At 64.9% G+C, this 25588-nt stretch carries 31 protein-coding genes; 11 read left to right on the top strand and 20 right to left on the bottom strand.

What is annotated here, in order from left to right:
• Positions 1–101: 101 nt before the first annotated feature.
• Positions 102–794: a response regulator transcription factor gene (locus BCV67_RS03985; RefSeq protein ID WP_062166576.1), complete on the top strand. Its 693-nt coding sequence runs from the start codon at positions 102–104 to the stop codon at positions 792–794.
• Positions 791–2071 carry a sensor histidine kinase gene (locus BCV67_RS03980; RefSeq protein ID WP_062166575.1) on the top strand — a complete coding sequence of 427 codons (1281 nt, stop codon included), beginning with the start codon at positions 791–793 and terminating at the stop codon, positions 2069–2071. Before BCV67_RS03985 ends, BCV67_RS03980 begins: the two co-directional genes overlap by 4 nt.
• 130 nt (positions 2072–2201) lie before the next feature.
• Here the strand turns inward: BCV67_RS03980 and BCV67_RS03975 are convergent, their stop codons facing one another.
• The 5 genes from BCV67_RS03975 to BCV67_RS03955 are packed head-to-tail and all read right to left on the bottom strand — an operon-like array spanning position 2202 to position 5219.
• Positions 2202–2690, bottom strand: coding sequence for a hypothetical protein (locus BCV67_RS03975; RefSeq protein WP_062166574.1), 489 nt, complete (start codon positions 2688–2690; stop codon positions 2202–2204).
• Positions 2691–2730: 40 nt separating this feature from the next.
• Positions 2731–2982, bottom strand: coding sequence for a cell division topological specificity factor MinE (gene minE, locus BCV67_RS03970; protein WP_057630107.1), 252 nt, complete (start codon positions 2980–2982; stop codon positions 2731–2733).
• A 2-nt stretch (positions 2983–2984) separates the two neighbouring features.
• Entirely contained in the window at positions 2985–3794 is an 810-nt protein-coding gene (gene minD, locus BCV67_RS03965) for a septum site-determining protein MinD (RefSeq protein ID WP_057630109.1), read from the bottom strand.
• Positions 3795–3826: 32 nt separating this feature from the next.
• Positions 3827–4627 carry a septum site-determining protein MinC gene (gene minC / locus BCV67_RS03960; protein ID WP_062166573.1) on the bottom strand — a complete coding sequence of 267 codons (801 nt, stop codon included), beginning with the start codon at positions 4625–4627 and terminating at the stop codon, positions 3827–3829.
• A 1-nt stretch (position 4628) separates the two neighbouring features.
• Positions 4629–5219 carry a GNAT family N-acetyltransferase gene (locus tag BCV67_RS03955; protein WP_057630113.1) on the bottom strand — a complete coding sequence of 197 codons (591 nt, stop codon included), beginning with the start codon at positions 5217–5219 and terminating at the stop codon, positions 4629–4631.
• A 149-nt stretch (positions 5220–5368) separates the two neighbouring features.
• Between BCV67_RS03955 and BCV67_RS03950 the strand changes: the two genes are divergently transcribed.
• From BCV67_RS03950 to BCV67_RS03930, 5 genes are all read left to right on the top strand, one after another.
• Positions 5369–6568: a sensor histidine kinase gene (locus BCV67_RS03950; RefSeq protein ID WP_062166572.1), complete on the top strand. Its 1200-nt coding sequence runs from the start codon at positions 5369–5371 to the stop codon at positions 6566–6568.
• Positions 6568–7209, top strand: a complete 642-nt coding sequence (locus tag BCV67_RS03945) for a response regulator (protein WP_062166571.1) — start codon at positions 6568–6570, stop codon at positions 7207–7209. Before BCV67_RS03950 ends, BCV67_RS03945 begins: the two co-directional genes overlap by 1 nt.
• Positions 7210–7527: 318 nt before the next feature.
• Positions 7528–8676, top strand: a complete 1149-nt coding sequence (locus BCV67_RS03940) for an SRPBCC family protein (RefSeq protein WP_062166570.1) — start codon at positions 7528–7530, stop codon at positions 8674–8676.
• A 101-nt stretch (positions 8677–8777) separates the two neighbouring features.
• Positions 8778–9149, top strand: a complete 372-nt coding sequence (locus BCV67_RS03935; RefSeq protein ID WP_062166569.1) for a DUF423 domain-containing protein — start codon at positions 8778–8780, stop codon at positions 9147–9149.
• A 3-nt stretch (positions 9150–9152) separates the two neighbouring features.
• Positions 9153–9827 carry a DNA-3-methyladenine glycosylase family protein gene (locus BCV67_RS03930; RefSeq protein WP_062166568.1) on the top strand — a complete coding sequence of 225 codons (675 nt, stop codon included), beginning with the start codon at positions 9153–9155 and terminating at the stop codon, positions 9825–9827.
• Between the two features lie 540 nt (positions 9828–10367).
• Here the strand turns inward: BCV67_RS03930 and BCV67_RS03925 are convergent.
• From BCV67_RS03925 to BCV67_RS03895, 7 genes are read right to left on the bottom strand one after another with little or no spacing between them, the layout of a single operon-like run.
• Positions 10368–11183, bottom strand: coding sequence for a M15 family metallopeptidase (locus BCV67_RS03925; RefSeq protein WP_065868034.1), 816 nt, complete (start codon positions 11181–11183; stop codon positions 10368–10370).
• A 9-nt stretch (positions 11184–11192) separates the two neighbouring features.
• Positions 11193–11768 carry a PH domain-containing protein gene (locus BCV67_RS03920; RefSeq protein WP_065868033.1) on the bottom strand — a complete coding sequence of 192 codons (576 nt, stop codon included), beginning with the start codon at positions 11766–11768 and terminating at the stop codon, positions 11193–11195.
• Positions 11765–13063: an alpha/beta hydrolase gene (locus tag BCV67_RS03915; protein WP_062166566.1), complete on the bottom strand. Its 1299-nt coding sequence runs from the start codon at positions 13061–13063 to the stop codon at positions 11765–11767. Before BCV67_RS03915 ends, BCV67_RS03920 begins: the two co-directional genes overlap by 4 nt.
• Positions 13063–13245, bottom strand: a complete 183-nt coding sequence (locus tag BCV67_RS03910; RefSeq protein ID WP_057630131.1) for a DUF4177 domain-containing protein — start codon at positions 13243–13245, stop codon at positions 13063–13065. The genes BCV67_RS03915 and BCV67_RS03910 overlap by 1 nt, the downstream gene beginning before the upstream one ends.
• The gene (locus tag BCV67_RS03905; protein ID WP_062166565.1) at positions 13242–13421 is read right to left on the bottom strand and encodes a hypothetical protein; all 180 of its coding nucleotides are present in this window, start codon (positions 13419–13421) and stop codon (positions 13242–13244) included. The genes BCV67_RS03910 and BCV67_RS03905 overlap by 4 nt, the downstream gene beginning before the upstream one ends.
• On the bottom strand, positions 13418–13702 hold the full coding sequence (locus tag BCV67_RS03900) for a hypothetical protein (RefSeq protein WP_062166564.1): 285 nt from the start codon (positions 13700–13702) through the stop codon (positions 13418–13420). The genes BCV67_RS03905 and BCV67_RS03900 overlap by 4 nt, the downstream gene beginning before the upstream one ends.
• Before the next feature lie 22 nt (positions 13703–13724).
• Positions 13725–14606, bottom strand: coding sequence for an SPFH domain-containing protein (locus BCV67_RS03895; RefSeq protein ID WP_062166563.1), 882 nt, complete (start codon positions 14604–14606; stop codon positions 13725–13727).
• Between the two features lie 281 nt (positions 14607–14887).
• Between BCV67_RS03895 and purT the strand changes: the two genes are divergently transcribed.
• Positions 14888–16072: a formate-dependent phosphoribosylglycinamide formyltransferase gene (gene purT / locus BCV67_RS03890; RefSeq protein ID WP_062166562.1), complete on the top strand. Its 1185-nt coding sequence runs from the start codon at positions 14888–14890 to the stop codon at positions 16070–16072.
• Between the two features lie 381 nt (positions 16073–16453).
• Here purT and BCV67_RS03885 read toward each other — a convergent pair whose 3' ends face one another.
• The 3 genes from BCV67_RS03885 to BCV67_RS03875 all read right to left on the bottom strand — a co-directional run bounded on the left by BCV67_RS03885 (position 16454) and on the right by BCV67_RS03875 (position 18980).
• A complete protein-coding gene (locus BCV67_RS03885) occupies positions 16454–17647 on the bottom strand; it encodes an endonuclease/exonuclease/phosphatase family protein (protein WP_062166561.1) in 1194 nt (397 codons plus the stop codon).
• A gap of 89 nt (positions 17648–17736) precedes the next feature.
• Complete coding sequence (locus BCV67_RS03880) at positions 17737–18099, bottom strand: hypothetical protein (RefSeq protein ID WP_065868032.1); 363 nt, start codon at positions 18097–18099, stop codon at positions 17737–17739.
• A 119-nt stretch (positions 18100–18218) separates the two neighbouring features.
• The gene (locus BCV67_RS03875) at positions 18219–18980 is read right to left on the bottom strand and encodes an arginyltransferase (protein WP_062166559.1); all 762 of its coding nucleotides are present in this window, start codon (positions 18978–18980) and stop codon (positions 18219–18221) included.
• A gap of 149 nt (positions 18981–19129) precedes the next feature.
• Here BCV67_RS03875 and BCV67_RS03870 point away from each other — a divergent pair, with 149 nt between their 5' ends.
• Positions 19130–19714 carry an EF-hand domain-containing protein gene (locus tag BCV67_RS03870; RefSeq protein ID WP_062166558.1) on the top strand — a complete coding sequence of 195 codons (585 nt, stop codon included), beginning with the start codon at positions 19130–19132 and terminating at the stop codon, positions 19712–19714.
• A 64-nt stretch (positions 19715–19778) separates the two neighbouring features.
• Here the strand turns inward: BCV67_RS03870 and BCV67_RS03865 are convergent, their stop codons facing one another.
• The 4 genes from BCV67_RS03865 to BCV67_RS03850 form a co-directional block, all read right to left on the bottom strand.
• Positions 19779–20993, bottom strand: coding sequence for an RNA polymerase sigma factor (locus BCV67_RS03865; RefSeq protein ID WP_062166557.1), 1215 nt, complete (start codon positions 20991–20993; stop codon positions 19779–19781).
• Positions 20994–21054: 61 nt separating this feature from the next.
• On the bottom strand, positions 21055–21588 hold the full coding sequence (locus BCV67_RS03860) for a hypothetical protein (RefSeq protein WP_062166556.1): 534 nt from the start codon (positions 21586–21588) through the stop codon (positions 21055–21057).
• A 3-nt stretch (positions 21589–21591) separates the two neighbouring features.
• Positions 21592–22503, bottom strand: coding sequence for an acyl-CoA thioesterase II (gene tesB, locus BCV67_RS03855; RefSeq protein ID WP_062166555.1), 912 nt, complete (start codon positions 22501–22503; stop codon positions 21592–21594).
• A gap of 109 nt (positions 22504–22612) precedes the next feature.
• Positions 22613–23395: an enoyl-CoA hydratase/isomerase family protein gene (locus tag BCV67_RS03850; RefSeq protein ID WP_062166554.1), complete on the bottom strand. Its 783-nt coding sequence runs from the start codon at positions 23393–23395 to the stop codon at positions 22613–22615.
• Between the two features lie 36 nt (positions 23396–23431).
• Between BCV67_RS03850 and BCV67_RS03845 the strand changes: the two genes are divergently transcribed.
• Positions 23432–23875 (top strand): copper chaperone PCu(A)C, encoded by a 444-nt coding sequence (locus BCV67_RS03845; protein WP_062166553.1) that lies wholly within the window; start codon positions 23432–23434, stop codon positions 23873–23875.
• Positions 23876–23904: 29 nt separating this feature from the next.
• On the opposite strand, the gene BCV67_RS03840 is transcribed toward BCV67_RS03845, so the two are convergent.
• The gene (locus BCV67_RS03840) at positions 23905–24768 is read right to left on the bottom strand and encodes an AraC family transcriptional regulator (protein WP_062166552.1); all 864 of its coding nucleotides are present in this window, start codon (positions 24766–24768) and stop codon (positions 23905–23907) included.
• Positions 24769–24885: 117 nt separating this feature from the next.
• Here BCV67_RS03840 and BCV67_RS03835 point away from each other — a divergent pair, with 117 nt between their 5' ends.
• Entirely contained in the window at positions 24886–25419 is a 534-nt protein-coding gene (locus BCV67_RS03835) for a carboxymuconolactone decarboxylase family protein (protein ID WP_062171384.1), read from the top strand.
• The last annotated feature ends 169 nt before the right edge of the window (positions 25420–25588 follow it).

Below are 25588 nucleotides of genomic sequence, written 5' to 3'. Positions count from 1 at the left end.
GGCAGTTGCCGGCTTCGCCGGTGTTCCCACGACAATCCGACGGTGGCGGCGCTAGGATACGTCGGTAAAGCCCCGGCCCGGGGCAGCAAGGTTACGCCCGCATGCGGCTGCTGGTCATTGAAGACAATCGCAATCTGATCGCCAACCTGTTCGACTATTTCGAGGCGCGCGGGCACGTGCTCGACGTCGCGCCGGACGGCATCACCGGCCTGCACCTGGCCGGCACCCAGAGTTACGACGCCATTCTGCTGGACTGGATGTTGCCGCGCATGGAAGGACCGGAGGTGCTGCGCAAGCTGCGCGAGGAGTTCCGTTCCGAAGTGCCGGTGATCATGCTGACCGCCCGCGACGAGCTGCCCGACAAGATCGCCGGCTTCCGCGCCGGTGCCGACGATTACCTGACCAAACCCTTCGCCCTGCCGGAACTGGAGGTGCGGCTGGAGGCGGTGCTGGCGCGTACCCACGGGCGCAACCCGCGCAAGGTGCTGGAGGTCCACGACCTGCAGCTGGATATGTCCAGCTTCGAAGCCAAGCGCGGCGGCCAGGTGCTGCACCTGTACCCGGCCTGCCGCAAATTGCTGGAAGTGCTGATGCGCGCCAGCCCGGCGGCGGTCACCCGGGACCAGCTCGAATACGCGCTGTGGGGCGATGAGCCGCCCGATGGCGACATGCTGCGCTCGCATATCTACGAACTGCGCCGCGCCGTCGATGGTCCGTTCGAAGAGAAGCTGCTGCAGACCCTGCCGCGCGTTGGCTACCGGTTGTCCGCACCGGCAGCAGGCAGCTCGCAGTGACACGGCGCACGCTGCGCCGCAAGCTGCTGGGCTGGCTGGCGATCTATGTGGGGCTGGTGACGCTGGCGGTGTTCAGTGCGGCCAACTATGTGCATGAGCATGCCGAGCATGCGGTGTGGCGCTCGCTGTTGAATACCGAGCTGGACAGCATCATCGGCCAGATGCGCAGCGACCCGAACTACCACTGGCAGGATTCGGACACGCTGCGTTTCTATTCGGCGCATGTTCCGGCTGGCATTCCCGAAGGGCTGGCCAAGCTGCATCCGGGGCTGCACGACGGCGCCTTGCTGGAAGGCAAGGACATGGCGGTGATGGTGCGCGATACCTCCGATTTCGGTCGGGTGGTGCTGGCACTGGATATTTCCGATTTCGGTGAGCTTGAGCACTTCATCACCCGCTGGGCGTTGCTGGCCGGCGTGGCCTTGTTGCTGGTCACCTTGTTGATGGCCTGGGTGGGCATGACCCGGCTGGTACGGCCCTTGTCGGTGCTGGCGCAGGACATCGCCAGGCTGAGCCCTGAGCGTCGCGGGCAGCGCGTTTACGTGGACCGGCGTGGCAGCACCGAATTGGAAGTGATTGCCGGTGCCGTGAATGACTACCTGCAGCGCAATGAGCATTTCGTCGAGCGCGAGCGGGCGTTCATCAGTACCGCGAGCCACGAGCTGCGCACGCCGATCGCGGTGATCAGCGGCGCCGCCGAGCTGGCGCTGGAACAGCCGGGCCTGCCGGAAAGGGCGCGCCAGCAGCTGCTGCGCGTGCGCAGCACTTCCACCGGTATGGAGCAGTTGATCCAGCTGCTACTGGTGCTGGCACGCGACCCGGCCAAGCTGGCCGCGATGAGCGAACTGGTGGCGTTGGAAGAACTGCTGCCGGAAATCGCCGAAGACCACCGTTATCTCGCCAAGGGCAAGGAGCTGGAACTGGAGCTGGTGGAAGTGGCGCCGTGCCGGATCCTTGCGCCGCTGGCGGTGGTGCAGGCGGCAATCGGCAACCTGCTGCGCAACGCCATCGAGAACAGTGACCGTGGTGTGGTGCGCATGGGTATTTCCGCCGATGCGGTGCTGAGCATCGAAGACCCCGGCCATGGCATGAGCCCGGAAGAAGTCGCGCAGGTCTATGCGCGCATGACTCGTGGCGAACGCAATCCGGGCGCCGGCATCGGCCTGGACCTGATCGCGCGGCTATGCGATCACCTGGGCTGGCGGCTGGATATCCATTCGCAGCCGGAGCGCGGGACCCGCGTCACCCTGGATATGAGCAGTTCCAGGCCGCAATAGCGGTGAACGGGCGAGGGCGGTTGTAAGAGCGGCGTAAGCCGCGAAGCTGGCAATGCGTGATGGCTGGCAGCAGCTGGACCTGTTGGTCCATCTGCTTCGCGGCTTACGCCGCTCCTGCAAGCCTGCCTCGTCAGGCCGGCAGCAGGTTGCGCTCCACCAGCCAGCGGCGGGCATCGTCGGCATCCTGCTCGAACCAGGCTTGGGTCGAACCCAGCCGGTAGGTATAGCCCCAGCTGTCCATGTCGGCCATCAGCCGCGCGCTGCCAACGCCGGGCAATTGCCCGGCCAGCACGATCTGCAGGTAGCAGGTGGCGTCTTCCTCGGGCACCGAGTCGGTGGCGTCGGTATGTACCTGCGCGCGGCGCTCGGGCGGCAGTACGATCAGGTGGCAGGACTCGTGCAGCATCGAATGCACCGGCGTGTCGTCGCGTACATAGACATCGCAGGCGATGATGCCGGCCTCGGGCTCGCCCCAGTAGCTGCCGGGGATCTTCTCGCCCGCGGCAACGTGGTTCAGGCGCAGGCCGTGGCGCGCAAGCAGGGCCTGCGCGTCATCCCACACGATATCGCCCACACAGAGTACGGGGTGGGTCGGGGCGCTGGCAGGGCTTTCGTTCACGGGCACGGTAGCCCCGGCGGCCGCAGCCGCCGGGTGGCGGTTACTTGTCGTCGGGCAGGGCCACGGAAATATCGAGCACGTCGTTGGCGCCATCCTTGACCAGGTCCACGCGGACCGCATCGGCGTCGATGTTGACGTACTTCTTGATCACTTCCAGCAGTTCACGCTGCAGCAGCGGCAGGTAATCTGGGCCGCCACGGGTGCTGCGCTCCTGCGCGATGATGATCTGCAGGCGGTTCTTCGCCGTTTCGGCGGTCGTCTTCTTCTGTCTCAGGAAGTCGAGCAGTCCCATGCTTATCCTCCAAACAACTTGCTGAAGAAGCCCTTCTTCTCCACCGAGATGAAGCGCATCGGGCGATCTTCGCCCAGGATGCGGCTCACTGCGTCATCGTAGGCCTGTCCGGCCGGCGATTCATTGTCCAGGATGACCGGCTCGCCCTTGTTGGAGGCGTTGAGCACGTCGCCCGATTCGGGAATGACGCCGATGGCCTTGAGCCCCAGCACTTCTTCCACGTCGGTGATGCTCAGCATCTCGCCGGTTTCAACCCGCGAGGGGCTGTAGCGGGTCAGCAGCAGGTAGGCTGGCACCGGCTTGCCGGCCTCGGCATTGGCGGTCTTAGAATCGAGCAGGCCGATGATGCGGTCCGAGTCGCGTACCGAGGACACTTCCGGGTTGACCACCACGACGGCGCGATCGGCGAAGTACATCGCCAGGAACGCGCCCTTCTCGATGCCGGCCGGGGAGTCGCAGATGATGTAGTCGAAGCCGTCGGCGGCCAGGTCCTTGAGGACCTTCTCCACGCCTTCCTTGTTCAGCGCGTCCTTGTCGCGGGTCTGCGAGGCAGCCAGCACGTACAGGTTGTCGAAGCGCTTGTCCTTGATCAACGCCTGCTTGAGCGTGGCCTCGCCATGCACGACGTTGACGAAGTCGTATACCACCCGGCGCTCGCAGCCCATGATCAGGTCGAGGTTGCGCAGGCCGACGTCGAAGTCGATGACGGCAACTTTCTTGCCGCGCCGGGCGATGCCACATGCCAGGCTGGCGCTGGAGGTGGTCTTGCCCACGCCGCCCTTGCCGGAAGTGACTACGATGATTTCAGCCAAAGGATCTCTCCTGAATATGTTTGGGAGCTGCGTCAATCCAGCGCAGCAATCATGATCTGGTCCTGTTCCAGCCATACCTGCACGGCCTTGCCGCGCAGATTGTCCGGAATATCGTCCAGTACCTTATACCGTCCTGCAATCGCGACTAATTCAGCATGGAAGTAGCGACAGAAAATGCGTGCGCTGGTGTTGCCCTGGGCACCGGCCAATGCGCGGCCACGCAGCGTACCGTAGATATGGATGCTGCCGTCGGCGATGACCTCGGCGCCGGCACCCACTGTTGAGAGTACGGTCAGGTCGCAGTTCTCGGCGTAGAGCTGCTGGCCGGAGCGCACCGTGGCCAGTTGCATGCGCCCTGGCTGTGGTGCGGCGGCCTCGGCGGCGGCCTGCGCGGCGGGGGCAGGCACGGCTGCCGAGGCGCGTTTGCTTGCTGTCGAAGTGGCGGCTGGCGCTGCTGCGGGCGCCGGGGCTGCAGCCGGTTCGACGTCGGCGCGCTCGTACTGGGCGCGGAACTTGGCCAGCAGGGGCAAGCCCAGTTGCTGGGCCAAGGTCTCAGTCTCGCTGGTGCCGTAGGCCAGGGCGACCGGCAGTACGCCGGCGTCGCGCAGGCCATTGACCAGCTCCTGGGCGGTGGCGCGGTCGGGCAACTGGCTCAAGCCGCCGAAATCCAGGATCACCGCCGCCCGGCCAAACAACTTGGGCGCGCGCGCCACGCGTTCGCGCATTTCCTGGCTAAGCCGCGCTACATCGAGGGTGCGGATACGCAGGTTGGCAATGCCCACCTGCCCGATTTTCAGTTCACCAGCCTGTTCGTAATCCAAATTCACTGCCATCTCAGGTTCCGGTCGGCCGCTGTTGCAGCAGCCGGCGTGTGTTGCCTACCCAGGGAACGTCGGGCAGGTTGTCGCCATAGGTCTCTTTTACCCACTCGTAGCTGCACAGATCCTTGAGCAGCATGCTGGCCCGCACATCCACCGAGGGCATGGTGTTCTGGCCGACCTCGCGGAAGCCGAAGCTGCCATGGAACAGCAGCGCGGCGTCGGCGCCGTGGTCGAGGAACACCTCGCAGGCCATCTGCGGGTAGCGCAGTTCAGCGTAGCTCTGGGCATCGGCATAGAACGCGCGGCCGACACCACCGCCGCGGCGGCGGCTGGCGACCACGATGCGGTCGATATAGAAGAAGCTGGGGTAGCGCTGCTGGAACCAGGCGAAGTTGCAGCTGTCATGTGCACTGTTGCTGCCGTAGCCGACCAGGAAACCGGCCATGTTGCCGTCGCGTTCGGCAACCCGGAAGTATTCGGCGGTTTCGTAGAAACGGCGGAGCTTGGCTGCATCCAGCGGAAGAATCGCAAGACCAGCGTTGTTGTTCAGTGCCAGGACGGAATCGAGCTCGTGCTCGCGCACGTCGCGGATAACAATCGACATTGTGACTCCGTGGGGTATCGCGGTCGGCCCAGTGGGCTGTGGCGCGATTATCGCATGGCTCGCCCGAGCCGGGCGAGCGGGCAGCCATCATCGGTACCCATGACTTACGAGGGAGGGCGCCCGGGCCGCCAGATCCTTACCATGGCCGGATGTTGGGATACCTCAGCCATACCCGTGTGCTCCGCCTGGCCGGCCTGTTTACCTGGGCCCTGGTCAGCCTGCCCCTGGTCTATACCCAATACGCGCCGGAAGAAGGCGTGCTGCAGCCGGCTGCCGGCGAGGCGGTCTGGCTGTTCGTAGCCTATCTGGCCTTCGGTGGCTGCTACTTCTGGTTGACCCGCGGGCTCAACGCCGCCGGTCACACCAGCTGGTACGACCGCCTGGCGCTGTTGGTGCTGACGGTCTCGGCGCTGGCGGTGAGCTACCTGTCGGCCACCGGCCTGGGCAGCATCCTGATGATGGTGGCGGCCGGGGTGATCCCGTGGCTGCTCAGCCGCTGGGTGGGGATCATCTGGCTGGTGCTGAGCCAGCTGGCGGTGCTGCCGGTCTACAACCTGATCCTGGGCCTGCCGCTGTTCGAGGCGCTGCTGCAGTCGCTGCTGTACGGCGGCTTCTCGATGTTCATCTTCGTCACCAGCCTGGTGGCCCGGCAGCAGACCCAGGCGCGCGAGGAGCAGCGGCGCTTGAATGCCGAGCTGCGCGCCACCCGCCTGCTGCTGGCGGAAAGCGCGCGGGTGAACGAGCGCACCCGCATCTCGCGCGAGCTGCACGACCTGCTCGGCCATCACCTGACCGCGCTGAGCCTGAATCTCGAAGTAGCCGGGCATATCACCGAAGGCCAGGCGCAGGAACACGTGCGGCAGGCGCATACGCTGGCCAAATTGCTGCTCACCGACGTGCGCGAGGCGGTCAGCCAGCTACGCGAGAGCGGTGCGATCGACCTGGCGGCGGCCTTGCGGCCCTTGACCGAGCGGGTGCCGTCGCTGGATATCCATCTGCAGGTGGACGATCCGTTCAGCGTCGAAGATCCCGAGCGCGCGCACGTGCTGTTGCGCTGTACGCAGGAAATCATCACCAATGCGGTGCGCCACGCCGGTGCCCGCAACCTGTGGATCAAGGTCGAGCGTGACGATGCGGAAGTGGTCATCTGCGCGCATGATGACGGCATCGGTGGCGATTTCGAGGAAATAATGCCGGGCAATGGTTTGCGCGGCATGCGTGAACGGCTGGCGCAGTATGGGGGTGTGCTGGATGTTTCGGCGCGACGCGGTGAGGGTTTCCGTCTTCGCGCCAGCCTGCCACTGGTAACCAATATGATGTTGGCCTCGGGGCCGCAAGGAGTGAATTGATGATCCGTGTCTGTCTGGTCGACGACCAAACCCTGGTACGGCAGGGCATCCGTTCACTGCTTGCGCTGGATGACAGCATCGAAGTGGTAGCCGAAGCCATCGATGGACGGCAGGCGGTGGAATTGATCCCGCAGGTGCAGCCGGACGTGGTGCTGATGGATATGCGCATGCCGGTGATGTCCGGGCTGGAGGCCCTGCAGACGCTGAGCCGGGCCGGCACGCTGCCGCCGTCGATCATCCTGACCACCTTTGATGACGATCAGCTGGTGCTGGCCGGGCTCAAGGCCGGTGCCAAGGGCTACCTGCTCAAGGATGTGACCCTTGAACAGCTGGTCGGTGCCATCCGTACCGTGGCCAACGGCGGCTCGCTGGTGCAGCCGGCGGTGACCCAGCGGCTGTTGTCGGGGCTGGAGCACATGCGCAACGAGTTCGTCAGCCTGGACCGGCCGGACCCGTTGACCGACCGCGAGACCGAGATCCTGCGGCTGATGGCGAGCGGCTTCTCCAACAAGGAGATCGCCAATTCGCTGGGCGTGGCCGAGGGCACCATCAAGAACCACGTCTCCAACATTCTTTCCAAACTGGGTGTGCGCGACCGTACCCGTGCCGTGCTCAAGGCCTTCGAGCTGCAGCTGGTCTGAGCGGGTCGCCGCATCCGGCGTGCCCAGGCCTGGATGAATACGCTGCCCGAATGCGAAAAAGATGCCGGCAGGTCTGGTGTTGGGCACCAGACAAGGTGGAAAATAGACGGCTTGTGGGCCGGATGCGGCCCAAGCTATCGGCTGAAGTCGCGTAGGGTTGGTGGTTGATACGCTACCCTGCGAGCTGGCGCGGAGATAGCGCGTTCTGGTAATGGAAACCGGTGCGCCAAATGTGCTGAACAACCTGCGGAAACCCTGATAGGATGGGGGCTTCCCTTCAATCAACCCGGCCGTGGGATCGGCCCCGGAGACTCCTGAATGACCCGTATTATCGAGTTCCTGATCGCTTTGGGGATCGTGGCTGGCCTGTTTGTCCTCATTGGCGTGTGTCTGCCGGGCGAGCGCCATATCACTGAAAGCATCGAAACCAATCGCAAGATGACCATCGTGTATGACACGGTGAACAGCCTGCGCCGCTTCAAGGATTGGAATCCGCTCGTGCTGCGCGACAAGGCCATCGAGCTGAAGTTCAGCGGTCCGGATGCCGGCAAGGGCGCACGCATGGACTACGTCTCCAAGGACATGGGCCAGGGCAGCTGGGAGATCACCGATAGCGAGAAGAACAAGCGCGTCGTGATCGCCATTGATGATGCAACGCGCGGTACCGACAAGGTCACCTCGTTCACGCTCGAGCCGACCGGCAAGAACGACCGCAACGTCAAGATCACCCAGGACTACAGCGTCAAGTACGGTTTCGACCTGTTTGGTCGTTACGCCGGCTTGTACGTCAGCCGTCACATCGGTGACGACCTGAAGCTGGGTCTGTCGCGCATGGCCAACATGCTGGCCTCGGTGCCGAACGTTGACTACGCCGCTCCGGAAGCGCCGCTGGTCGACCTGAAGGTCATCCAGGTGCCGGCTGAAAACCTGCTGGTGGTCAACGCCGGCAACATCGACCGCAACAACGATGCCATCCAGAAGTCGATCGACGACAACATGGAATGGATCAAGCGCACGATGGATGCCAATGGTCTGGTCGCTGCCGGTCCTGTGCGTATCGTCACCACCGATTTCGGTGCTGAGAAGTACGCCTTCGACGTGGCGCTGCCGGTTCGCAAGGGCACTGCTGCTCCGGCTGCCGACAAGGCTGCTGACAAGAAGGACGGCGAAGCTGCCGCTCCGGCTGTTGCCGCTGCACCGGTTGCTGCTGGCGACGCTGCCGAACTGACCGTCAAGATCCCCGCGGGCAACCCGGTGACCTACGTGCATGCTCCGGCGCACCGCTCGGCGTTTGCTTCCTACACCGGTCACATGGCTGGCCTGGACCTGGCCCGCAACGGCCTGCGTGCATGGGCAACCACCACCGGCAACGAAGTTGTTGATCGTCCGTATGAGTCGTGGAAGGGTGGTGTGGCCAAGGCCTTCACCACGGATGGTTCCTACGACCTCTACTGGGCGGTCAAGTAATCATCGGTTGTTGACGATGATCTGATCGAAGAAACGCGCCGCTTCCAGCGGCGCGTTTTTTTTTGGGCTGGTGGTGCGGGTTGGATTGATGGGAGAACGACATGTTGGGAGTGGAACGGCGGATGCGTAAGCCCTCGTTTCTTGCGTTCTGTGGCGGCCTGCTGGCAGCGGCGGCGGTCGGGCTTTCGGCCTATGCGTCGCATGGTGTGAGCGATGCGCTGGCGCAGTCGCATCTGAACACGGCGGCGCTGTATGCCTTCGGCCATGGCGTCGTGCTGGTGTGTCTTGGCGCGGCCTCGTTGAACCAGCTCGGGCGCGGCGCGCTGTATGTGTTGCTGGTGGGGACGTTGCTGTTCTCCGGCAGCCTGGCAGGCAATGTGCTGATGCAGTGGCCGACCACCTTGGCGCCCGCCGGTGGCATGACCTTGATGGGCGGCTGGGTGCTGCTGGCACTCAGCGCGCTGCGTCGCTGAGCCATGCCCCGTTACGGCCGCGGTTTCGATATCGATGCGGCGCAGACGCATCTGCAGCGGGTAGATAAGCGCCTGGCCAGCTGGATGCGCCGCGTAGGGCCATTGCCTGCCCCGGAAGGCTGGGCCCGTCGCTTCGATCCGGTGGATGCATTGGCACGGGCTATCCTGTTCCAACAGCTCAGTGGCAAGGCTGCCTCGACCATCGTCGGGCGGGTGGAAACGGCGATTGGCAGCAAGCGCCTGCATGCGGCCAGCCTGGATCTGATTGACGATGCCGCGCTGCGCACCTGCGGCGTCTCCGGCAACAAGGCGCTGGCATTGCGCGACCTGACGCGGCGCGAGGCCGCGGGCGAATTGCCTAACCTGCGGCAGATGGCGCTGATGGATCACCACGCCATCGTTGATGCCTGGCTGCCGGTGCGCGGGATTGGTCGCTGGACCGTGGAGATGATGCTGATGTTCCGGCTTGGGCGGCCGGACATCCTGCCGGTGGACGACCTCGGCATCCGCAAGGGTGCCCAACGTGTTGATGGCGGTGAGACCATGCTGACCCCCAAGGCCCTGGCCGAGCGCGGTGAGCGTTGGGGCCCATACCGGACCTGGGCCAGCCTCTATCTGTGGCGCATCGCCGATTTCAGCACCGAGCCCAAACAAAAGACCAACCGCTCGCAGGACTGAGCCCATGACCGCCGCGCACCGCTGTTTTGCAGGAGCGGCGTAAGCCGCGAAGTCGATGCAGCTCCAGCGCATGAGGTGATGCCTGCGCGCACAAACCTGCACTTGTGTGTTTTCCGGCGCGGAATCAGCGGGGCTCAAGTGGTGGTTCGATTATCGTCAGCTTCACGGCTTACGCCGCTCCCACAAGCGCCGGCGTGCGCTGTTGTTTGTAGGAGCGGCGTAAGCCGCGAGGCTGATGGAGCTTCAGCGCAGGAGGTGATGCCTGCGTGCACAAACCTGCACTTGTGTGTTTTCCGGCGCGGAATCAGCGGGGCTCAAGTGGTGGTTCGATTATCGTCAGCTTCGCGGCTTATGCCGCTCCCACAAGCGCCGGCGTGCGCTGTTGTTTGTAGGAGCGGCGTAAGCCGCGAAGCTGATGGAGTTTCAGAGCAGGAGGTGATGCCTTTGCGCACAAACCTGCACTTGTGTGTTGTCCGGCGCGGAATCAGCGGGACTCAAGTGGCGGTTCGATTATCGTCAGCTTCGCGGCTTACGCCGCTCCTACAACAACGCTTCCGCGCGGCGGTAACACCAATGCCAGGGCTCGTAGACGATGCCGTGCGGGTTGTCGCGCGGGTAGCTCATGTGGAAACCGAACCGCGCTGCATGCTGCTGTAGCCAGGCAAACCCGGCGGTGTGCTCGAAGGATTCTTCGGCCGGCGGTTCGCCGGGCGTGCTGATGTCCAGCGCATCGCCGCCGTGGTGCTCGCTGTAGCCGGGGGCGGCGTTGACGGTGAGGATCTCGTCCACGCGCAGGCCACGTGCCAGCTTGCGTTCAAAAATGCCGAGTTGATAGGCGTGGCTGCGGTAGCCGGAGATCGCATCCAGTGCCACGCCGTCGATGGCAGCGGCCTGCTGTATGCGCTGCCAGCCGCGCGCTGCAGCGGCCGTCAGCCAGAGTGGACGGCGGTAGCGATCAAAGCCGGCGAGGTGCAGATGCGCAGGTTCGGCGACCAGCGGCAGGCCGGTCTGTTCGGCATAGGCATCGGCATCCAGGTCCAGCTGCTGCAGATGCAGGTGCAATTGCAGCAGCGGCAGCGTACCCGCTGGCGGCGGAATGCGTGCGGGTTGGGTACGCAGGGTGTCGAGTGCGGTCAATGCGAAGTCGATGCCGGGTTCGTCTGCCAACCGGTTCACCAGCGGCATCAGCCCGCCGCGCAGCTGCGCGGCCAGATAGCGGCCGTCGCGCTTGCGTCGCAGCACATGGCTTGCGCGAGCGAGAATGCGGGCATCGTCGCTGCTGCGTGCACGCAGCAGGCCGCCCGGCCAGATTTCGATGTCGGGGGTGTTGAGCAGGATATGGGGGGCGTTGCGCATAGGCGCAGCTTAGGCCCGCGCGCCGTTGCCGGCCAGTCGCCTGAGTTCATCCAGCAGTGCGCGCGGCTGCTCGGGGCTGACCAGCACGCTGTTGCCGTCGCGCAGCGGAATGACCAGCACGCGGCTGTCATCGGTGATCAGGCAGAAACACTTGCCGCCACCCTTCATATGGAAGTGGCCGGCGCGAAACCCCGGGAACTGGAGGCCGTTGGATTTCATGCCGGGCTTGAAGTCGGGGTTCTCGGCGAAGTTGACGATGCGCGCACGATCCAGCCACATCGAACTCAGCGGCACGCGCCGCGTGTACAAGGTGGCGGCGATGGTCAGTTGCTGCGGTTCCACGCGTAGTTCGCGGCGGCGATACGCCAGGGTCAAGGCGATGCCGACCAGCGGCAGCACCAGCCAGCCACCCCAGGAATTGAATGCCGCCTCGAACGGCAGCTTGCCTGCGAACAGCCTGATCAAGGGGTCGATGCTGAGTACCAGCAGCATCGGCGCCCATAGCCAGAACAGCAGCGAGCTGGTTGGCGCAGCGACCTTGAACGCTGCCGATGAGGATGCGCTGGCGTTGCTGCGGCTGCTCACGGCTGTGCCTTGATCCACTGAGCGATGTCGTTGATCAGCGCGGCATCGACATGGCCGGGGCGTGCATATTCCTGCAGCGAACCCTTGCCTTCACCGGCGATTCCGAGGTGATTGAGTGCGGGGTAGTGCCGGAAGCGGTAATGCTTGCCTTTCAGGCCCTGGTTCCATCGCTGCCAATCGGTGTCAACCACCTGGAAGTCACGGCCGCCCTGCAGCAGCAAGATGGGCAGTTGGCTGTCGCGCGCATCGGCAATCGGGTCGACCTGTTCCAACTGCTGCCAGAAGCGGCCGGGGACCTCCATCAGCCGTGCGTCTGGATCGGCACGCACGGCAGCAATGGCGGCATCCAGCGCTGCCAGCTGCGCCTGTTCGTCGGTGCTGACGCTGCCATCGAGATTGGCCATGTAGCGGTTCTGTTCGGCCAGCAGATCGAGGATGGGGCGTGCCGGTGCAGCAAGCAGCACCAACCCCGCCAGCGTGCCGTTGGCGGCCTTGGCAATGCGGCCGGCCAGCAGTCCGCCCTGGCTATGGCCGAGCAGGTAGAGATGCTTGGGATCGATATCCGCTGTAGCGGCCAGCGCACGCACTGCGGCCACGGCATCGTCCGTTGTTTCATCATCGATGCTGAAAGTCGTCTTGAAATCCTGCGGGCGCGCATGGCTGCGTTTTTCGTAACGCAGCACGGCGATGCCCTGCGCGGCCAGGCCGCGCGCGATGTCGAGGAAGGGACGATTCGGGCCGATGCTTTCATCGCGGTCCTGCGGCCCGGAGCCGTGTACCAGCACGATGGCGGGGAAGGGGCCCTTGCCCTTGGGCAAGGTCAGCGTGCCGGGCAGGGCGGCGCTCGCGCTGCCGCTGGCAGGTACGCTGAAATCCTTCTCGATATAGCGGGCATCGGCGGCCGGTACGGGTGCCGGCGGCGCGGCGGCAGGCTGTACCAGGAAGCCGGCAACCTTGTCATCCTTGTCCAGTGCGATGCGGGCCTGCAGGCTGCCATTGGCGTACTGCAGCGGAATGACGACGATGCGGAAGCCGTCCGCTTCGCTGGTTACCGCGGTGCCGCGCGGGCCTGCCGCGCCCATCTGTGCGGGCAATGACTGCCACACCGCCTTGAGTTTGTCGGCCGGCACTGCAGCTTTCATCTGTGGCGAGAAGCTGGCTTCGGCGGCCGCGTATTGCCCGGCATCGAGTTGATCAAGCAGGCGGCCTGCCAGTGTGGCCGGTGCCTCGGCGGCGTTGGCGGTTGCCGCCGCCAGCAGTGCAAGTGCTGTGATCCATGCACGCGGCGCTTTCATCACTGCTCCTTCTTGAAGATCAGCATTGCCGGTGCGAATTGCCCGTAGTGCACCATGTTGACCAGTTCCCAGCCAAGGTTGCCCTGCTTGGTCAGCTCGGCCTGCAGCTTGTCGCTGGCCGGGCCGCCCTTGAGCATGGACGGAGAAAGTTCGACGGTGAGGTACTGCCAGCGCTTGCTCATTGTTCTTCCTTGTCATCAGCTTTGGGGGTGGGCAGGCGCCCGGCCTTGCGCAGGGCGTCGCGGATCACATACTCGATCTGCGCGTTGAGGCTGCGCAGTTCGTCATCGGCCCAGCGCTGGGTCGCGGCCAGAACATCAGCGTTGATGCGCAGCGGATAGGCCTTCTTCTCGCTCACCGGCGGGGTGCTCCGTTGTTGCCGCGACGCAGATGCAGCAGCAGCGAGATGCCCAGCGCATTGACCGCGACCACCAGCGCGATGACAACGCCGTAGGCGACGTTGCGGTTGTCACCGGCCAGGTAGACGCCGGTGGCCGCCACGAACATGCACAGCGCGATCAAGGCCCAGCGCAGTCCCATGCCGCGCGCGTGCGCGGTGCCGGGGCGTCCGCTCCATACGGCGAAACACAGTGCGGGGATGCCGGTGGCGGCAATGATCAGGGGGGCGAAGACATTCACTACGATTACCTCACTACGTTGTTCAGTACAGCGAACCGGCATTGACGATCGGCTGGGTGCCACGGTCCGAGCACAGGACGGTCAACAGGTTGCTGACCATGTGCGCCTTGCGCTCCTCGTCCAGGGTGACGACGGCGTTCTTCTGCAGTTCCAGCAGCGCCATTTCGACCATGCCGACAGCGCCGGCGACGATCTGCGTACGTGCGGCGATCACCGCGCTGGCCTGCTGGCGCTGCAGCATGGCCTGGGCGATTTCCGGCGCATAGGCGAGGTGGCTGATGCGTGCGTCGAGCACCTGCACACCGGCATCGGCCAGGCGCTCGGCCAGTTCGTCCTTCAGGTGCTGGGAGATCTCGGCGGCATGGCTGCGCAGGGCAAGCTGGCCTTCGGTGTGCTGGTCGTAGGGATAGCTGGTGGCCATCGCACGCAGCGCCGATTCGGACTGGATGTGCACGAAGCTTTCGTAGTCGTCGACGTTGTAGACGGCTTCAGAAGCATCAACCACCTGCCAGACGATGACCGCGGCAATTTCGATGGGCGAACCATCCAGTTCATTGACCTTGAGCTTGCCGCTTTCGAAGTTGCGTACGCGCTGGCTGACGGTGCGCTTGCTGTAGAAGGGGTTGTTCCAGCGCAGGCCGTTGTCCTTGACCGTACCCACATACTTGCCGAACAGGCTGATTACCGCCGCCTGGTTGGGCTGCACCATGTACAGGCCGGCGCTGAGGAAGATGCCCACGGTGACCAGCACGATGCCGGCCAGGACCAGCAGCCCGCCGCCGCCAGTGCCGTTCTTGGTGACGACGATTGCCGCGACGATGGCGACCGCACCGACCAGCATCATCACGAGCGTACCGAGCAGGGTGGGGATGCCGGACATGGAACCGATGGACTTCTCTTTCATGGCACATCTTCCGTGGTGGTTGAGATGGAAGATATCAAATTGATATCAACATGCAAGCGGTTCTGACAATCGGCTTCCGGCCAGGCCCAGTAGCCCGGGTAAGCGCAGCGCACACGGGGCATCCCCCGGCGTCAGCGCCAGATGTCATCGCGGTGAATCCGCGGGTGCGCTTTGCTTACCCGGGCTACGACCCCACGTGGTGACGGGGCCGTCGGCCACCCCTTGCCGGGCCGGCTTGCCTAGAATAGGCACCCTCTTCATCGCCCTTCCGGACCCGCCTGATGATCACCCTCGGTACCCCGTTGTCCCCGTCCGCTACCCGTGTGCTGCTGCTTGGTTCGGGCGAACTGGGCAAGGAGGTGGCCATCGAGCTGCAGCGTTTCGGGGTGGAGGTGATTGCCGCCGACCGCTATGCCAATGCCCCGGCCATGCAGGTCGCCCATCGCAGCCATGTGCTGGACATGCTGGACCCGGCCGCGCTGAAGGCGTTGATCGCGCAGGAGCAGCCGCATCTGGTGGTGCCCGAGATCGAGGCCATCCACACCGAAACCCTGGTGCAGCTGGAGGCCGAGCAGGGCCTGCGGGTCATCCCGACCGCGCGCGCTGCGCGCCTGACCATGGACCGAGAAGGCATCCGCCGTCTCGCAGCGGAAACCCTGGGCCTGCCGACCTCGCCGTATCGCTTCGTCGATACCGAAGCCGAGTACCGAGACGCTGTTGCCGCGATCGGCCTGCCGTGCGTGGTCAAGCCGGTAATGTCGTCTTCGGGCAAAGGCCAGAGCACGCTGCGCAATGAGGCCGACATCGGTCCGGCCTGGGAATACGCGCAGACCGGCGGCCGTGCCGGTGCCGGTCGCTGCATCGTCGAGGGCTTCATCGATTTCGATTACGAGATCACCCTGCTGACCGTGCGCCATGCCGGCGGCACCGCGTTCTGCGATCCGGTCGGCCATCTGCAGAAGGACGGCGATTACCGTGAAAGCTGGCAGCCGCAGGCGATGTCGGCCAAGGCACTGGAAGGCGCGCAGCAGATTGCCCGCGCCATCACCGATGACCTCGGCGGTTGGGGCCTGTTCGGCGTGGAGCTGTTCGTGAAGGGCGATGCGGTGTGGTTCAGTGAAGTCTCACCGCGCCCGCACGATACCGGGCTGGTCACGCTGGTGTCGCAGGAACTGAGCGAGTTCGCATTGCATGCGCGCGCCATCCTCGGGCTGCCGATCCCGACCATCCGCCACAACGGTGCGTCGGCGTCGTGCGCGATGCTGGCACAGGGCAATGGCGTGCCGTTCTTCAGCAATGTGGCTGAGGCACTGATCCATCCGGATTCGGCACTGCGCCTGTTCGGCAAGCCGATGGTGCAGGGCCAGCGCCGCGTCGGCGTAACCCTGGCCCGCGCAGCTGATGTGGATCAGGCGCGTGCGATTGCGCGTGATGCCGCAGCGGCCATTGGAATTGAACTGCGCTGAGCGCTCTGCTCCCTCGCTTTGCCGAAGGCCAGGGGAGGGTTGGGGAGGGGGAGCTTCACCGCTCTTGCTGGTGCAGCTTCATGGCTGACGCCGCTCCTACACGTGAGCGCGTTGTCAGCTTGTAGGAGCGGCGTGAGCCGCGAAGCTGGCATTGCTGGCGCAGACAGGCGCATCGCCATCTGATGATGCTTCTGCTTCGCGACTGACGCCGCCCCTACATGCGCGGGTCGCCATTGCTTTGTGGTAGCAAAGTTGGTCGCGAAGCTCGCATCGCTGGAGTGCAGTGGTTTCTGTGATCTGATGATCCATCAGCTTCGCGGTTTACACCGCTCCCACAAAATCCAGAAGCAAAAAAAAACGCCGGCTTAGCCGGCGTTTTTTTCAGCGCACATCCACCCAGACAAGATGGTGGTCGCTGCCATCGGCGATCTTCGCCTCCGGGCTTTCATTGGCAGGCCAGAACACGCCACTGCCGATGTAGCCCAGGCCGCTGGAGGGCAGCACATAGTCCAACCGCATCGTGCCCGAGCGCGGGCCGAAGTCGCCGGTGGCGTGCTGCGGAGCGCCGCGGCGAACGATGCCCTTTTCGGCATAGGCCAGGCTGGTCTGCTCGGCGCCAATGCTGGTCGGGGTTGGGTAGCGCAGCACACGCGGGTGCTCCAGCAGTTCGAGGATGGCGTCGTGGCGGCCGTCGCCATCGGCGGGGTCATTGTTCAGATCGCCGACGATGACGAAGCGCGCGTCGTCAGCCAGGCCGCCGCAGGTACCCTTGTCGTCGCACAGCCATGGCTTGTCGCCGCCGTCCAGGTATTCCTTCCACAGCCGCAGTTCGTCGTGGTTGCGCGCGACGTTGCGCTTTTCCTTGCCATCGAACACGGGCGGGGTGGGGTGCGAGGCCAGTACATGCACGGTGCCCAGCGGCGTGCGCACCGGCACGTCCCAATGCGATTTGGAGGACAAGCGCAGCTGCGACCATACCGCGTCCGGCCAGAACGACTTGCCGGTGGTCGGGTCGACCGGGCGCAGCGCGCCGGGCAGGCTGCTCCACTTCAACAACTGGAAGGTGCGTACGGCGGCTTCATCGATGGGGTACCGGGACAGCACCAGCATGCCGTACTGGCCCGGGTGCAGGCCGTAGCCCCAGGCATCGTTGCCGCGCTCGCGGCCCTTGCCGCCGACGCTGCCGTTGTTGTCCAGATCCAGGCCGCTGGGCACGCCGGTATTGACCGGGGCCAGGTAGCGGTAAGGATATTTCAGGGGTTCGCCGCCACCGGGCTGGGCCACTTCCAGATAGCGTTGCTGGAACAGGTCGGCGGCGCTGTGGGCGTCGTCGAAATCGAATTCGTTGAGCAGGACCAGGTCCGGGCGTGTCTGCTGCAGCACTGCGGCGATCTTGCGCGCATGCGCGCTGTCGCCTTGCAGTTCGCGGATCAGGCCGCCTTCCTCATCGGAGTACAGCGAGGTGTTGTAGGTGGCCAGCCGGAGTTGCTCCGGGGCGGCGGCGCTGCCGCTGGGGGAAGTGGAACAGGCTGCCAGCAGCAGGGTCATCGGGGCGAGTAGGGTTGATATGCGCATGCGACCATTTTCTCACGTCCCCATGACGGAGAGGCGAAAACACGGACGCCCCGCAAGCGGGGCGCCCATGCACAACGCGATGCGGTTGCTTAGAACTTGCAGCCCATCGCGCCGAAGGTGGTCTTGGCCTGCTCCAGCGCGGTCTTGCACTGGTTGGCCAGTTCGGTCTTGTCGGTCACGCCCGCCCAGGCGCTGCGCGACTGCTCGATGCCCTGCTTCATCATGTCGCGCTGGGCCTCGGGGACCTTGTCGCTGATGCAGGCGTAGACCTTTTCCAGGTACTGGTCGCATTCGGGGACGCCGGTGCCGGCCTTGACGGTGTCGGTGGACGGCGCCGGGGTAACCTCGGCGGCGGCGGTTGCCGGTGCATCGGCAGCCGGGGTCTCGGCCTTCTTGCAGCCGGCCAGGGCGAGGGTGCCAATTGCAGCCAGAATCAGTAGTTGGGTCTTCACGCATTGCTCCTGTTGAATGGATACTTCCTTGCGCCACCACGATGCGCGATGACGTGCCATTCTGCATAAATCGCGGTTAAATATGCATCAAGGCGCGGCACAATTGAGCGGGTTCTCATTCAAGGGAAACCATCATCGTTGTCCAGGCCGCCCGGCATCCAGCGTTTGCCGTCGAAATATTCCAAGGGATGGAAGCGCCGTTTGTAGTCCATCTTGCGATGGCCGTTGATCCAATAACCCAGGTAGAGATGCGGCAGGCCATTGCGCTGCGCCCAGGCGATCTGCTGCAGGATGGCGTAGGTGCCCAGGCCGCGCTTTGCCTGATCCGGGTCGAAGAAGGTATACACCGCCGACAGGCCCTGCTCGGTCACATCGGTGACTGCAACGGCCAGCAATTGCCCGCGCTTGCCGGCCGCGCCCGGTGTGCGGATCTCCATGAAACGCCCATGCGACCAGCTGCCGATCAGGAATTGATCGAACTCGTGCGGGCCGTGGTCATCCATGCCGCCGTTGCGGTGACGGTGCTGCAGGTAGCGCTGGTACAGCGCGAACTGTTCCTCGGTGCGTTCGGCGGGCAGGATCCGGTAGTCCAGATCGGCGTTGTGGGCCAGGCAGCGGCGCTGGCTGCGGTCCGGGTTGAAACGCGCCACCGGTATGCGCACCGGCACGCAGGCGCGGCAGCCTTCGCAGTGCGGGCGGTAGACCAGATCGCCAGAGCGGCGGAAGCCCCAGGTCAAGGCCATTGGATACAGCGCGCCCAGGCGCCGGTCCTGCGGATCCAGCACCAGGTCGCGTGCCTGCCGTTCCGGCCAATAGCCACAGGGATGCTCGCCGGTCTGGAACAGGCGCAGTTCGTCGTTGTTGTCACCGTGGGCTGCCATGCGCACAGCATAGCGGCGGTGCGTCGCAAAACCTGCGCCTGTCTGCGCGATGAATATCGCCGGTGTACAGGTCAACCGCTCGGTGGCTGGCGCGTTGACCGTAGCGAGGACGCAATGCCGCGTCCGCAGTCTCACCACGGAGCCACACCATGACCCAGACCCACCGCAAACCTCTCCTCCTGCTGGCGATGCTGCTGGCCACCTCGGCGACCGGCCTGGCTTTTGCAGCTGCACCGGCCGATCCGAAGCCGGCCGCGCCGCGCATGGACGCCAACAATGACGGCGTGGTTGACCGCCAGGAAGCAGCGGCGCATCCGCGACTGGCGCAGCGTTTTGACGAACTGGACAAGAACAAGGACGGCAAGCTGCAGCGCGAGGAAATGCCGCAGCCGCGCCACGGCGGACGTCATGGCGGCGGTCGTCACGCCGGCATGCATGGGCAGCGCGATGGCGGCTTCATGCGTGGCATGGACACCGACCACGATGGCCGCATCAGTGCCGCCGAGTACCAGGCCAACTTCGCCCGCCTGGACGTCAACAAGGACGGCTACATCGACCAGGCTGATCGCCAGGCCCGCGCCGAACAGCGTCGCGCCGAATGGTTTGCCAAGGCCGACACCAACAAGGACGGCAAGTTGAGCCCGGCCGAACTGGAGGCCGCACGCAACGACGGTCATCGTGATCACCGCGGTCCGCGTGGCCCGATGACGCCGCAGACTCCGGCTGCGAAGTAATTCCGGAGAGGCGCCGATCGACACCATCCCCGCTGGCAACAGCGGGGGTTTTTGTTTGCCTGCTTCAGTGCCGCAGCAGGACGAAAAGCACCACTGCCACCACGATCAGCGAGGTGACGGCAATGGCACTGCGCCCGAACATGCTTTGGTAAACCCAGGTGGGGCCGTTGCGGCCATGGCGTGCTGCGTCGCGGGCGAGCATGGGCGCCATCAGTGGGGGCAGGATCACAAGATACTGGTAGTTCAGAACGATCATGCCCACGGCCATCGTCACCAGTCCGCCGATCACGCCCATGCGCAGAGCGACGCCGGCCATGGTGCAGATGCAGAACGCAAATGCGCTGAGGGTGATCAAGCGCATGAAGCGCCGAACGCCGCGCTTCTCCTCCGCCGTCTCGGCATAGCTCAACAGGTAGAGATTGGAGAGGTAGGTGGCCCCGGTACCGAGCGCAACCGAGCCCAGCACCACCCAGACAGCAAAGGAATTGGGAAACAAGTTGTTGATTACCGCCCCCAGCGTGCCCGCTGCCGCACCGCTGCTGGCGGTGCTGGCGCCAAGGCCGCCAATGCCCAGCTTGCCGACACCCGTGCTTGCGACCCCTGCGCTGGTGCCCAGGATCACCGCGCTGGCGGTGCCGGGTGCGGCCAGCATCAGCGCCGAGCTGACGAACGCGGCAAATGCCGCACCGGGTGCGCTGCTGCGTGCAAATTCACCAAAGCGCTTGAGCATTTCCTCCTTCACGCTGGCGCGTGCGCGCGACAGCCGCTTGCGCACGGCCGCATCGCTCAGGCCGAGCAGCATCGCCACCTGCTGCGAACTTTGTCCTTCGCGGTAGTACAGCAGCAGTGTTTCGCGGCTGTCCTCGGGCAGGGCCGAGATGATTTCCTCGGCGACCAGTTCTTCTTCCACCCGCGCCATCACATCCACGCCATTGGGCGAGGGATCGGCGGCCATGCTGATGGCGATTTCCGCAGCCTCGCCGGAGAGCGGTCGGTTGCGGTTGGCGCGCAGCCAGTCGCGGGCCAGGTTGCGGGTGATCTGCCGCAGCCACGGCAGGAAGCTGGCGGCATTGTTGAGCTGGGTGAGTTGCTGCCAGGCTTTGATGAAGGCTTCCTGGGCGATGTCCTCGCTGGCGTGCACGTCGCGGGTGATGGCCAGGGCGATGGCGGTCACCGTGTTCTGGCAGGCCACCACGATGCGCCCGTAGGACTGCATGCAGCCCTTACGGGCGGCAGGCAGCTCGTTCTGCAGCAGTATTTCCAGCGTTTCGGAGCTCATCGGACGGGCCTTCGGGACGGTACTGCCAAGCAGGACGGAGGCCGGCGCCGGATGTGACCGTCTACTTGCCCGAGGCAGGCGTCGGTGCGGGGGGCGGGGTGGTGGGCTGCGGCGCAATGCGCACGCGGAATTCATCGGCGGCGGGCGCTGCCTCGGCCGGCTGCGCCTGCGGTGCGGCGGCGGGGGCCTGGGCAGCCGTGGGCGCGTTGCGATGGCGCAGCATGATCACCAGCGCCACGCCGGCAATCACCACCAGCAGCGCGATGCGGATGCGCCAGGCCCAGTTGCGGCCGGTGCCGGTTTCGGCGGGAGCATCGCGGAAGGCGTATTCGGCGGTGGGGTGGTCACGGCGGGTGGTGTCGAGCAGGCGTTTGTCGCGCAGGATTTCGCGCGCACGCGGCTGGTCGTTGGCGTGCACCACCCAGACCGCGGGTTGGTTGTCGTTGTTGACCTTGTCGGTATAGCTGAACTGGCCGCGCCGCTTGCTGTGGTACGAGCGGCCATTGGTCACTCGCACCTCGATGCCGGCATCACGCAGGATCTGCGCAACGCCTTCGGCGTTCTCGACGCGCTGGCTGCTGAAAATCTTGCGCATGGTTCAGCCCTTGCTCGCTTGGTTGTCGTCGGGGGTCACACGGATCAGGCCTTCCTGCGCGGTGCTGGCGACCAGCACGCCATTGCGGGTGTAGAACTGGCCACGTGCCAGCCCGCGCGAATCCTGCGCGCTGGGGCTGTCCAGCGAGTACAGCAGCCAATCATCAACACGGAACGGGCGGTGGAACCAGATGGCGTGGTCCAGCGAGGCCATCTGCACATGCGGCTGGTAGTAGCTGATGCCGTGCGGGAAGGTTGCCGTGCCTAGCAGGTGGAAATCGGAGGCATAGGCCAACAGCGCCTGGTGCAGTTCCGGCGCGTCGCCGATCTTCTCGTTCAAGCGCAGCCACACCTGATGATAGGGCGGGCGCTTGGGCGGGTTCAGTTCATCACGCGGGTAGACATGGCGGAACTCGAACGGGCCGCCGCGCGAAAGCCAGCGTTGCACCTTGACCGGCAACCGCTCCAACACATCGGCCGGCAGCGGGCGTTGCGGCTCGATGTCTTCGGGCTGCGGCACTTCCGGCATCTTGTGCTGGTGTTCGGCGCCGCTTTCGGCCTGCTGGAACGAGGCCGCGCAGAAGAAGATCACCTTGCCGTGCTGGATGGCGGTGACCCGGCGCACCGAGAAGCTGCCGCCATCGCGGGTGCGGTCAACGTCATAGACGATGGGGTGGTCGATATTGCCGGCGCGCAGGAAGTAGGCATGCAGTGAGTGCACGTGACGGCCGTTTTCGACCGTGGCCTGCGCTGCTGCCAGCGCCTGCCCCAGCACCTGCCCACCGAACACGTATTTGGTGCCGATATCACGGCTCTGGCCACGGAACAGGTTGTCCTCCAGCCGCTCCAGCGACAGCAGGTCAATCAGTTCGGAGACCACGGGTTCGGGCGTGTTGGACAAGGCGGCGGCCTTCATTTCGACAGACCGGGATTATATAGGGGCAAGGAACCAGGGATCAGGAACCAGAATCCAGTGAAAGCAGGAGCAGGGCTTCTACTCGTTCCCGGTTCCTGGCCTCTCGTTCCTATTTCTTGCCTAGCCGCGCTGCCAAGGCCTGCAACGCCGTCTGCGCATCGGCCGAGAACCAGGCCTCGACAAAGCGTTCCAGCTGGATGTGCTCGGCCTGCATGGCCTCATGCAGGTCGGCGCGGGCGATGGCGCGGGTCTGCAGCATCGGCTGCGGCGGCAGGGTGAGCTGGGCCTGCAGCCAGCCGATGGCGCGTTCGACCACCAGCGGGGCGCCGTCTGCCAATTCATCGACCAGGCCGATCTCAAGCGCGCGTTCGGCCGTGACCAGCTGGCCGCCGCTCAGCAGCACGCCGGCGCGGTGCGGGCCGACCACACGACGCATCAGCCGCTGGATGCCTTCCGGTGCCACCAGGCCTACCTGTACCTCGTTCAGGCCGATCACATAGGGCTTGGCGGGGTCGGTGCTGCGCGCCATCACCCGGTAGTCGCAGCACAGTGCCAGTACGCAGCCGCCGGCCGGCGAATGGCCGGTCAATGCAGCCACGACCGGCACGCGGCTTTCGGCCAGCACGCGCGCGGCGCCGAAGAAGGCCTGCCAGCTGTCCATCAGCTTGCGCTTGTCATCGCCATGCGACAGCAGGTGCGGTACGTCCATGCCGCCGGTGAAGATGCGCTCGCTGCCGGACAGCACGATGCCGTGCACGTCGTCGCTCATGGCCAGGGTTACGGCCGCAATCAGGGCGCGGCACAGCTCGGTGTCCAGCGCGTTGACCGGCGGCCGGGCGAGGCGCAGTTCGCGGATGGGGCCATGGTTGATCACTTCGATGAGCGTGGTCATGCTGCGGTTTCTCGTACGGCAAGGAGTCGTGGCCCGATGATAACCAAACCATTCGTGTGCGTACTGTTGGTCCTGTGTGCATTCGAGGCATCGGCTGCGGCGCCGGCCTGCGTGAAGCTGGAACAGGGCTGGGTGCGGCTGACACCGGGGCCGATGCGGATGGCGGCGGGCTATGCGCGGATCCGCAACGATTGTGCCGGAGATGTGGTGGTGATCGGCGCCGGCAGCAAAGCGTTCGGCGAGGTGTCCTTGCACGAAACCACGATGGTGCAGGGGGTGAGCCGGATGCGCGAAATCGAACGTCTGCCGATCGCGGCGGGCACATCGGTCGAGCTCAAGCCCGGTGGCATGCACTTGATGCTGATGCAGCCGGAGGTGCCGCTTGCCGAAGGCGCGCAGCTGCCGCTGCGGCTCAGCCTGGAAGATGGCACCCGGATCGACGGACTGCTGCAGCTGCGGCGCGAGGCGCCTGCGCGCTAGCGCGTTGCCTGCAGTTTGCCGTCGGGTTGTCAGTCACTGCGTTGTTTCAACCATTCGCGCGGCGCCATGCCGGTTTTTGCGGCGAACACGCGCGACAGCGCCGACGCATTGGCGTAGCCCAGCTCGTCGGCCAGCGCCTTGATCGGCCGGCCCTGACGCAGCCGGCGCTGGGCCAGGGCGATACGCCAATCGGTCAGGTAGTCGAGCGGAGTCTGCCCGACCACATCGCGAAAGCTGTTGGCGAACGCCGTGCGTGACATCCCAGCCTGTTCGGCGAGGCTGCTGAGTGACCAGATTTCACCCGGACGGTCGTGCATGGCCGCCAGCGCGCGTGCCAGGCGCGGATCCGACAAGCCGGTGATGAAGCCGGCCGGAATGCCTGCTTCTTGTGGGTGATCCAGCAACCAGCGCAGCAGCTGGATGACCAGCACCTCGAACAAGCGGTCGGTGAGCAGGCGCTGGCCGCAACGGACATGGTCGGTTTCGTTGAACAGCAGTTCCAGTGTCATCGCCAGCCCGGGGATGCGGGCCAGTGGCAGCGCGATCAGCGACGGCAGTCCGCGCACGAGGGGATGAGCGGTGCCGCCATCAAAGTCGAGGCGGGCGCAGGTGAAGTCGGCGCCGTCGCGTGGCGGGTTGTGGAAGCGATGGCTGAGCGGGCGTGCATAGAACAGCAGGGTAGGCTCGTTGAAGTGCATCGAGGCCGGAACATCACGGCTGCCCGGATGGCTGACTTCAAGCTGCCCACGCCGAAGTACATGCAGATAGGCATGGCCTTCACTCGCATCGAAGCTGGTCAACCCGCACAGCGGGCCGGAGTGGAACAGCTGCGCCTGGAAGCGGAAGTTCTCCAGCACGCCGGCCAGGCGATCCACGGGCGGAAGTGTGCTCATCTGTATCAATTGGTTTGTTTGATGGACTAATCGTATCAAATGGTTCTGATTGGTTGGCAATACTTTGCTCACGGGCGCAGTGCCCGGCAGCTCATTCCAATCGATCAGGAGATCGCCATGTCACGTATCAACCTGCAGACCCAGACCGTCCCGACCGCCAGCCAGCCACTGTTGGCGCAGATCCACCAGGCCTTTGGCGCAACGCCAAACATGTTCAAGGCAGTAGCCAATTCACCGGCGGCATTGCAGAGCATGTGGGCAGCATTTGGCGCCCTGGGCAAGGGCGCGCTTGGCAGCAAGCTGGGCGAGCAGATCGCCGTCGCCATTGCCAACCGCAACCGCTGCGAATACTGCCTGGCCGCGCACACCGTGCTGGGCCAGCAGGCCGGCGCTACCGCGACCGAAATGGCATCGGCACAGGCAGGCCAGTCCGATGACGCGCGTACTGCGGCCGCGTTGCGTTTCGCGTTGAAGGTGGTGGAGCAGCGTGCGCAGTTGGATGATGCCGATGTAGCGGCGCTGCGCAGCGTAGGGTTCGGCGACGAGCAGATCGTCGAGATTCTCGCGCATGTCGCGTTGAACCTGTTCACCAACTACATCAACGTGGCGTTGGATGTGCCGGTGGATTTTCCGAAGGTAGCGTTGAAGTAAGACTGCGTGGGTGCAAGCAGGTAGACGCCATGCCCGCAACTGCAGCTCAAGCCCCTCTCCCGCTTGCGGGAGAGGGGTTGGGGTGAGGGCGCTTTAAAGCTCTAAAGCTTCAAAAGCTCCCCTCATCCGCCCTTCGGGCACCTTCCCCCAAGAAGGGGGCTGCAGTCCC

The sequence above is a fragment of the Stenotrophomonas nitritireducens genome (assembly GCF_001700965.1).
Classification (GTDB): Bacteria; Pseudomonadota; Gammaproteobacteria; order Xanthomonadales; family Xanthomonadaceae; genus Stenotrophomonas; species Stenotrophomonas nitritireducens_A.
The sequence above is the reverse complement of the archived record's forward strand: the minus strand, read 5'-3'. Positions and strand labels throughout refer to the sequence as shown.

Bases quoted from the DNA above. Each gene is read 5' to 3' on its own strand.
- BCV67_RS03860 (WP_062166556.1), bottom strand. From the start codon at position 21,588: ATGCGCAAGATTTTCAGCAGCCAGCGCGTCGAGAACGCCGAAGGCGTT.
- BCV67_RS03935 (WP_062166569.1), top strand. From the start codon at position 8,778: ATGTTGGGAGTGGAACGGCGGATGCGTAAGCCCTCGTTTCTTGCGTTC.
- BCV67_RS03910 (WP_057630131.1), bottom strand. From the start codon at position 13,245: ATGAGCAAGCGCTGGCAGTACCTCACCGTCGAACTTTCTCCGTCCATG.
- purT (WP_062166562.1), top strand. From the start codon at position 14,888: ATGATCACCCTCGGTACCCCGTTGTCCCCGTCCGCTACCCGTGTGCTG.
- BCV67_RS03840 (WP_062166552.1), bottom strand. From the start codon at position 24,768: ATGAGCACACTTCCGCCCGTGGATCGCCTGGCCGGCGTGCTGGAGAAC.
- minE (WP_057630107.1), bottom strand. From the start codon at position 2,982: ATGGGACTGCTCGACTTCCTGAGACAGAAGAAGACGACCGCCGAAACG.
- BCV67_RS03940 (WP_062166570.1), top strand. From the start codon at position 7,528: ATGACCCGTATTATCGAGTTCCTGATCGCTTTGGGGATCGTGGCTGGC.
- BCV67_RS03945 (WP_062166571.1), top strand. From the start codon at position 6,568: ATGATCCGTGTCTGTCTGGTCGACGACCAAACCCTGGTACGGCAGGGC.
- BCV67_RS03985 (WP_062166576.1), top strand. From the start codon at position 102: ATGCGGCTGCTGGTCATTGAAGACAATCGCAATCTGATCGCCAACCTG.
- BCV67_RS03850 (WP_062166554.1), bottom strand. From the start codon at position 23,395: ATGACCACGCTCATCGAAGTGATCAACCATGGCCCCATCCGCGAACTG.
- BCV67_RS03895 (WP_062166563.1), bottom strand. From the start codon at position 14,606: ATGAAAGAGAAGTCCATCGGTTCCATGTCCGGCATCCCCACCCTGCTC.
- minC (WP_062166573.1), bottom strand. From the start codon at position 4,627: ATGGCAGTGAATTTGGATTACGAACAGGCTGGTGAACTGAAAATCGGG.
- BCV67_RS03930 (WP_062166568.1), top strand. From the start codon at position 9,153: ATGCCCCGTTACGGCCGCGGTTTCGATATCGATGCGGCGCAGACGCAT.
- BCV67_RS03875 (WP_062166559.1), bottom strand. From the start codon at position 18,980: ATGGCAGCCCACGGTGACAACAACGACGAACTGCGCCTGTTCCAGACC.
- BCV67_RS03925 (WP_065868034.1), bottom strand. From the start codon at position 11,183: ATGCGCAACGCCCCCCATATCCTGCTCAACACCCCCGACATCGAAATC.
- BCV67_RS03835 (WP_062171384.1), top strand. From the start codon at position 24,886: ATGTCACGTATCAACCTGCAGACCCAGACCGTCCCGACCGCCAGCCAG.
- BCV67_RS03885 (WP_062166561.1), bottom strand. From the start codon at position 17,647: ATGCGCATATCAACCCTACTCGCCCCGATGACCCTGCTGCTGGCAGCC.
- BCV67_RS03845 (WP_062166553.1), top strand. From the start codon at position 23,432: ATGATAACCAAACCATTCGTGTGCGTACTGTTGGTCCTGTGTGCATTC.
- BCV67_RS03865 (WP_062166557.1), bottom strand. From the start codon at position 20,993: ATGAGCTCCGAAACGCTGGAAATACTGCTGCAGAACGAGCTGCCTGCC.
- BCV67_RS03950 (WP_062166572.1), top strand. From the start codon at position 5,369: ATGTTGGGATACCTCAGCCATACCCGTGTGCTCCGCCTGGCCGGCCTG.
- BCV67_RS03870 (WP_062166558.1), top strand. From the start codon at position 19,130: ATGACCCAGACCCACCGCAAACCTCTCCTCCTGCTGGCGATGCTGCTG.
- BCV67_RS03915 (WP_062166566.1), bottom strand. From the start codon at position 13,063: ATGAAAGCGCCGCGTGCATGGATCACAGCACTTGCACTGCTGGCGGCG.
- tesB (WP_062166555.1), bottom strand. From the start codon at position 22,503: ATGAAGGCCGCCGCCTTGTCCAACACGCCCGAACCCGTGGTCTCCGAA.
- BCV67_RS03955 (WP_057630113.1), bottom strand. From the start codon at position 5,219: ATGTCGATTGTTATCCGCGACGTGCGCGAGCACGAGCTCGATTCCGTC.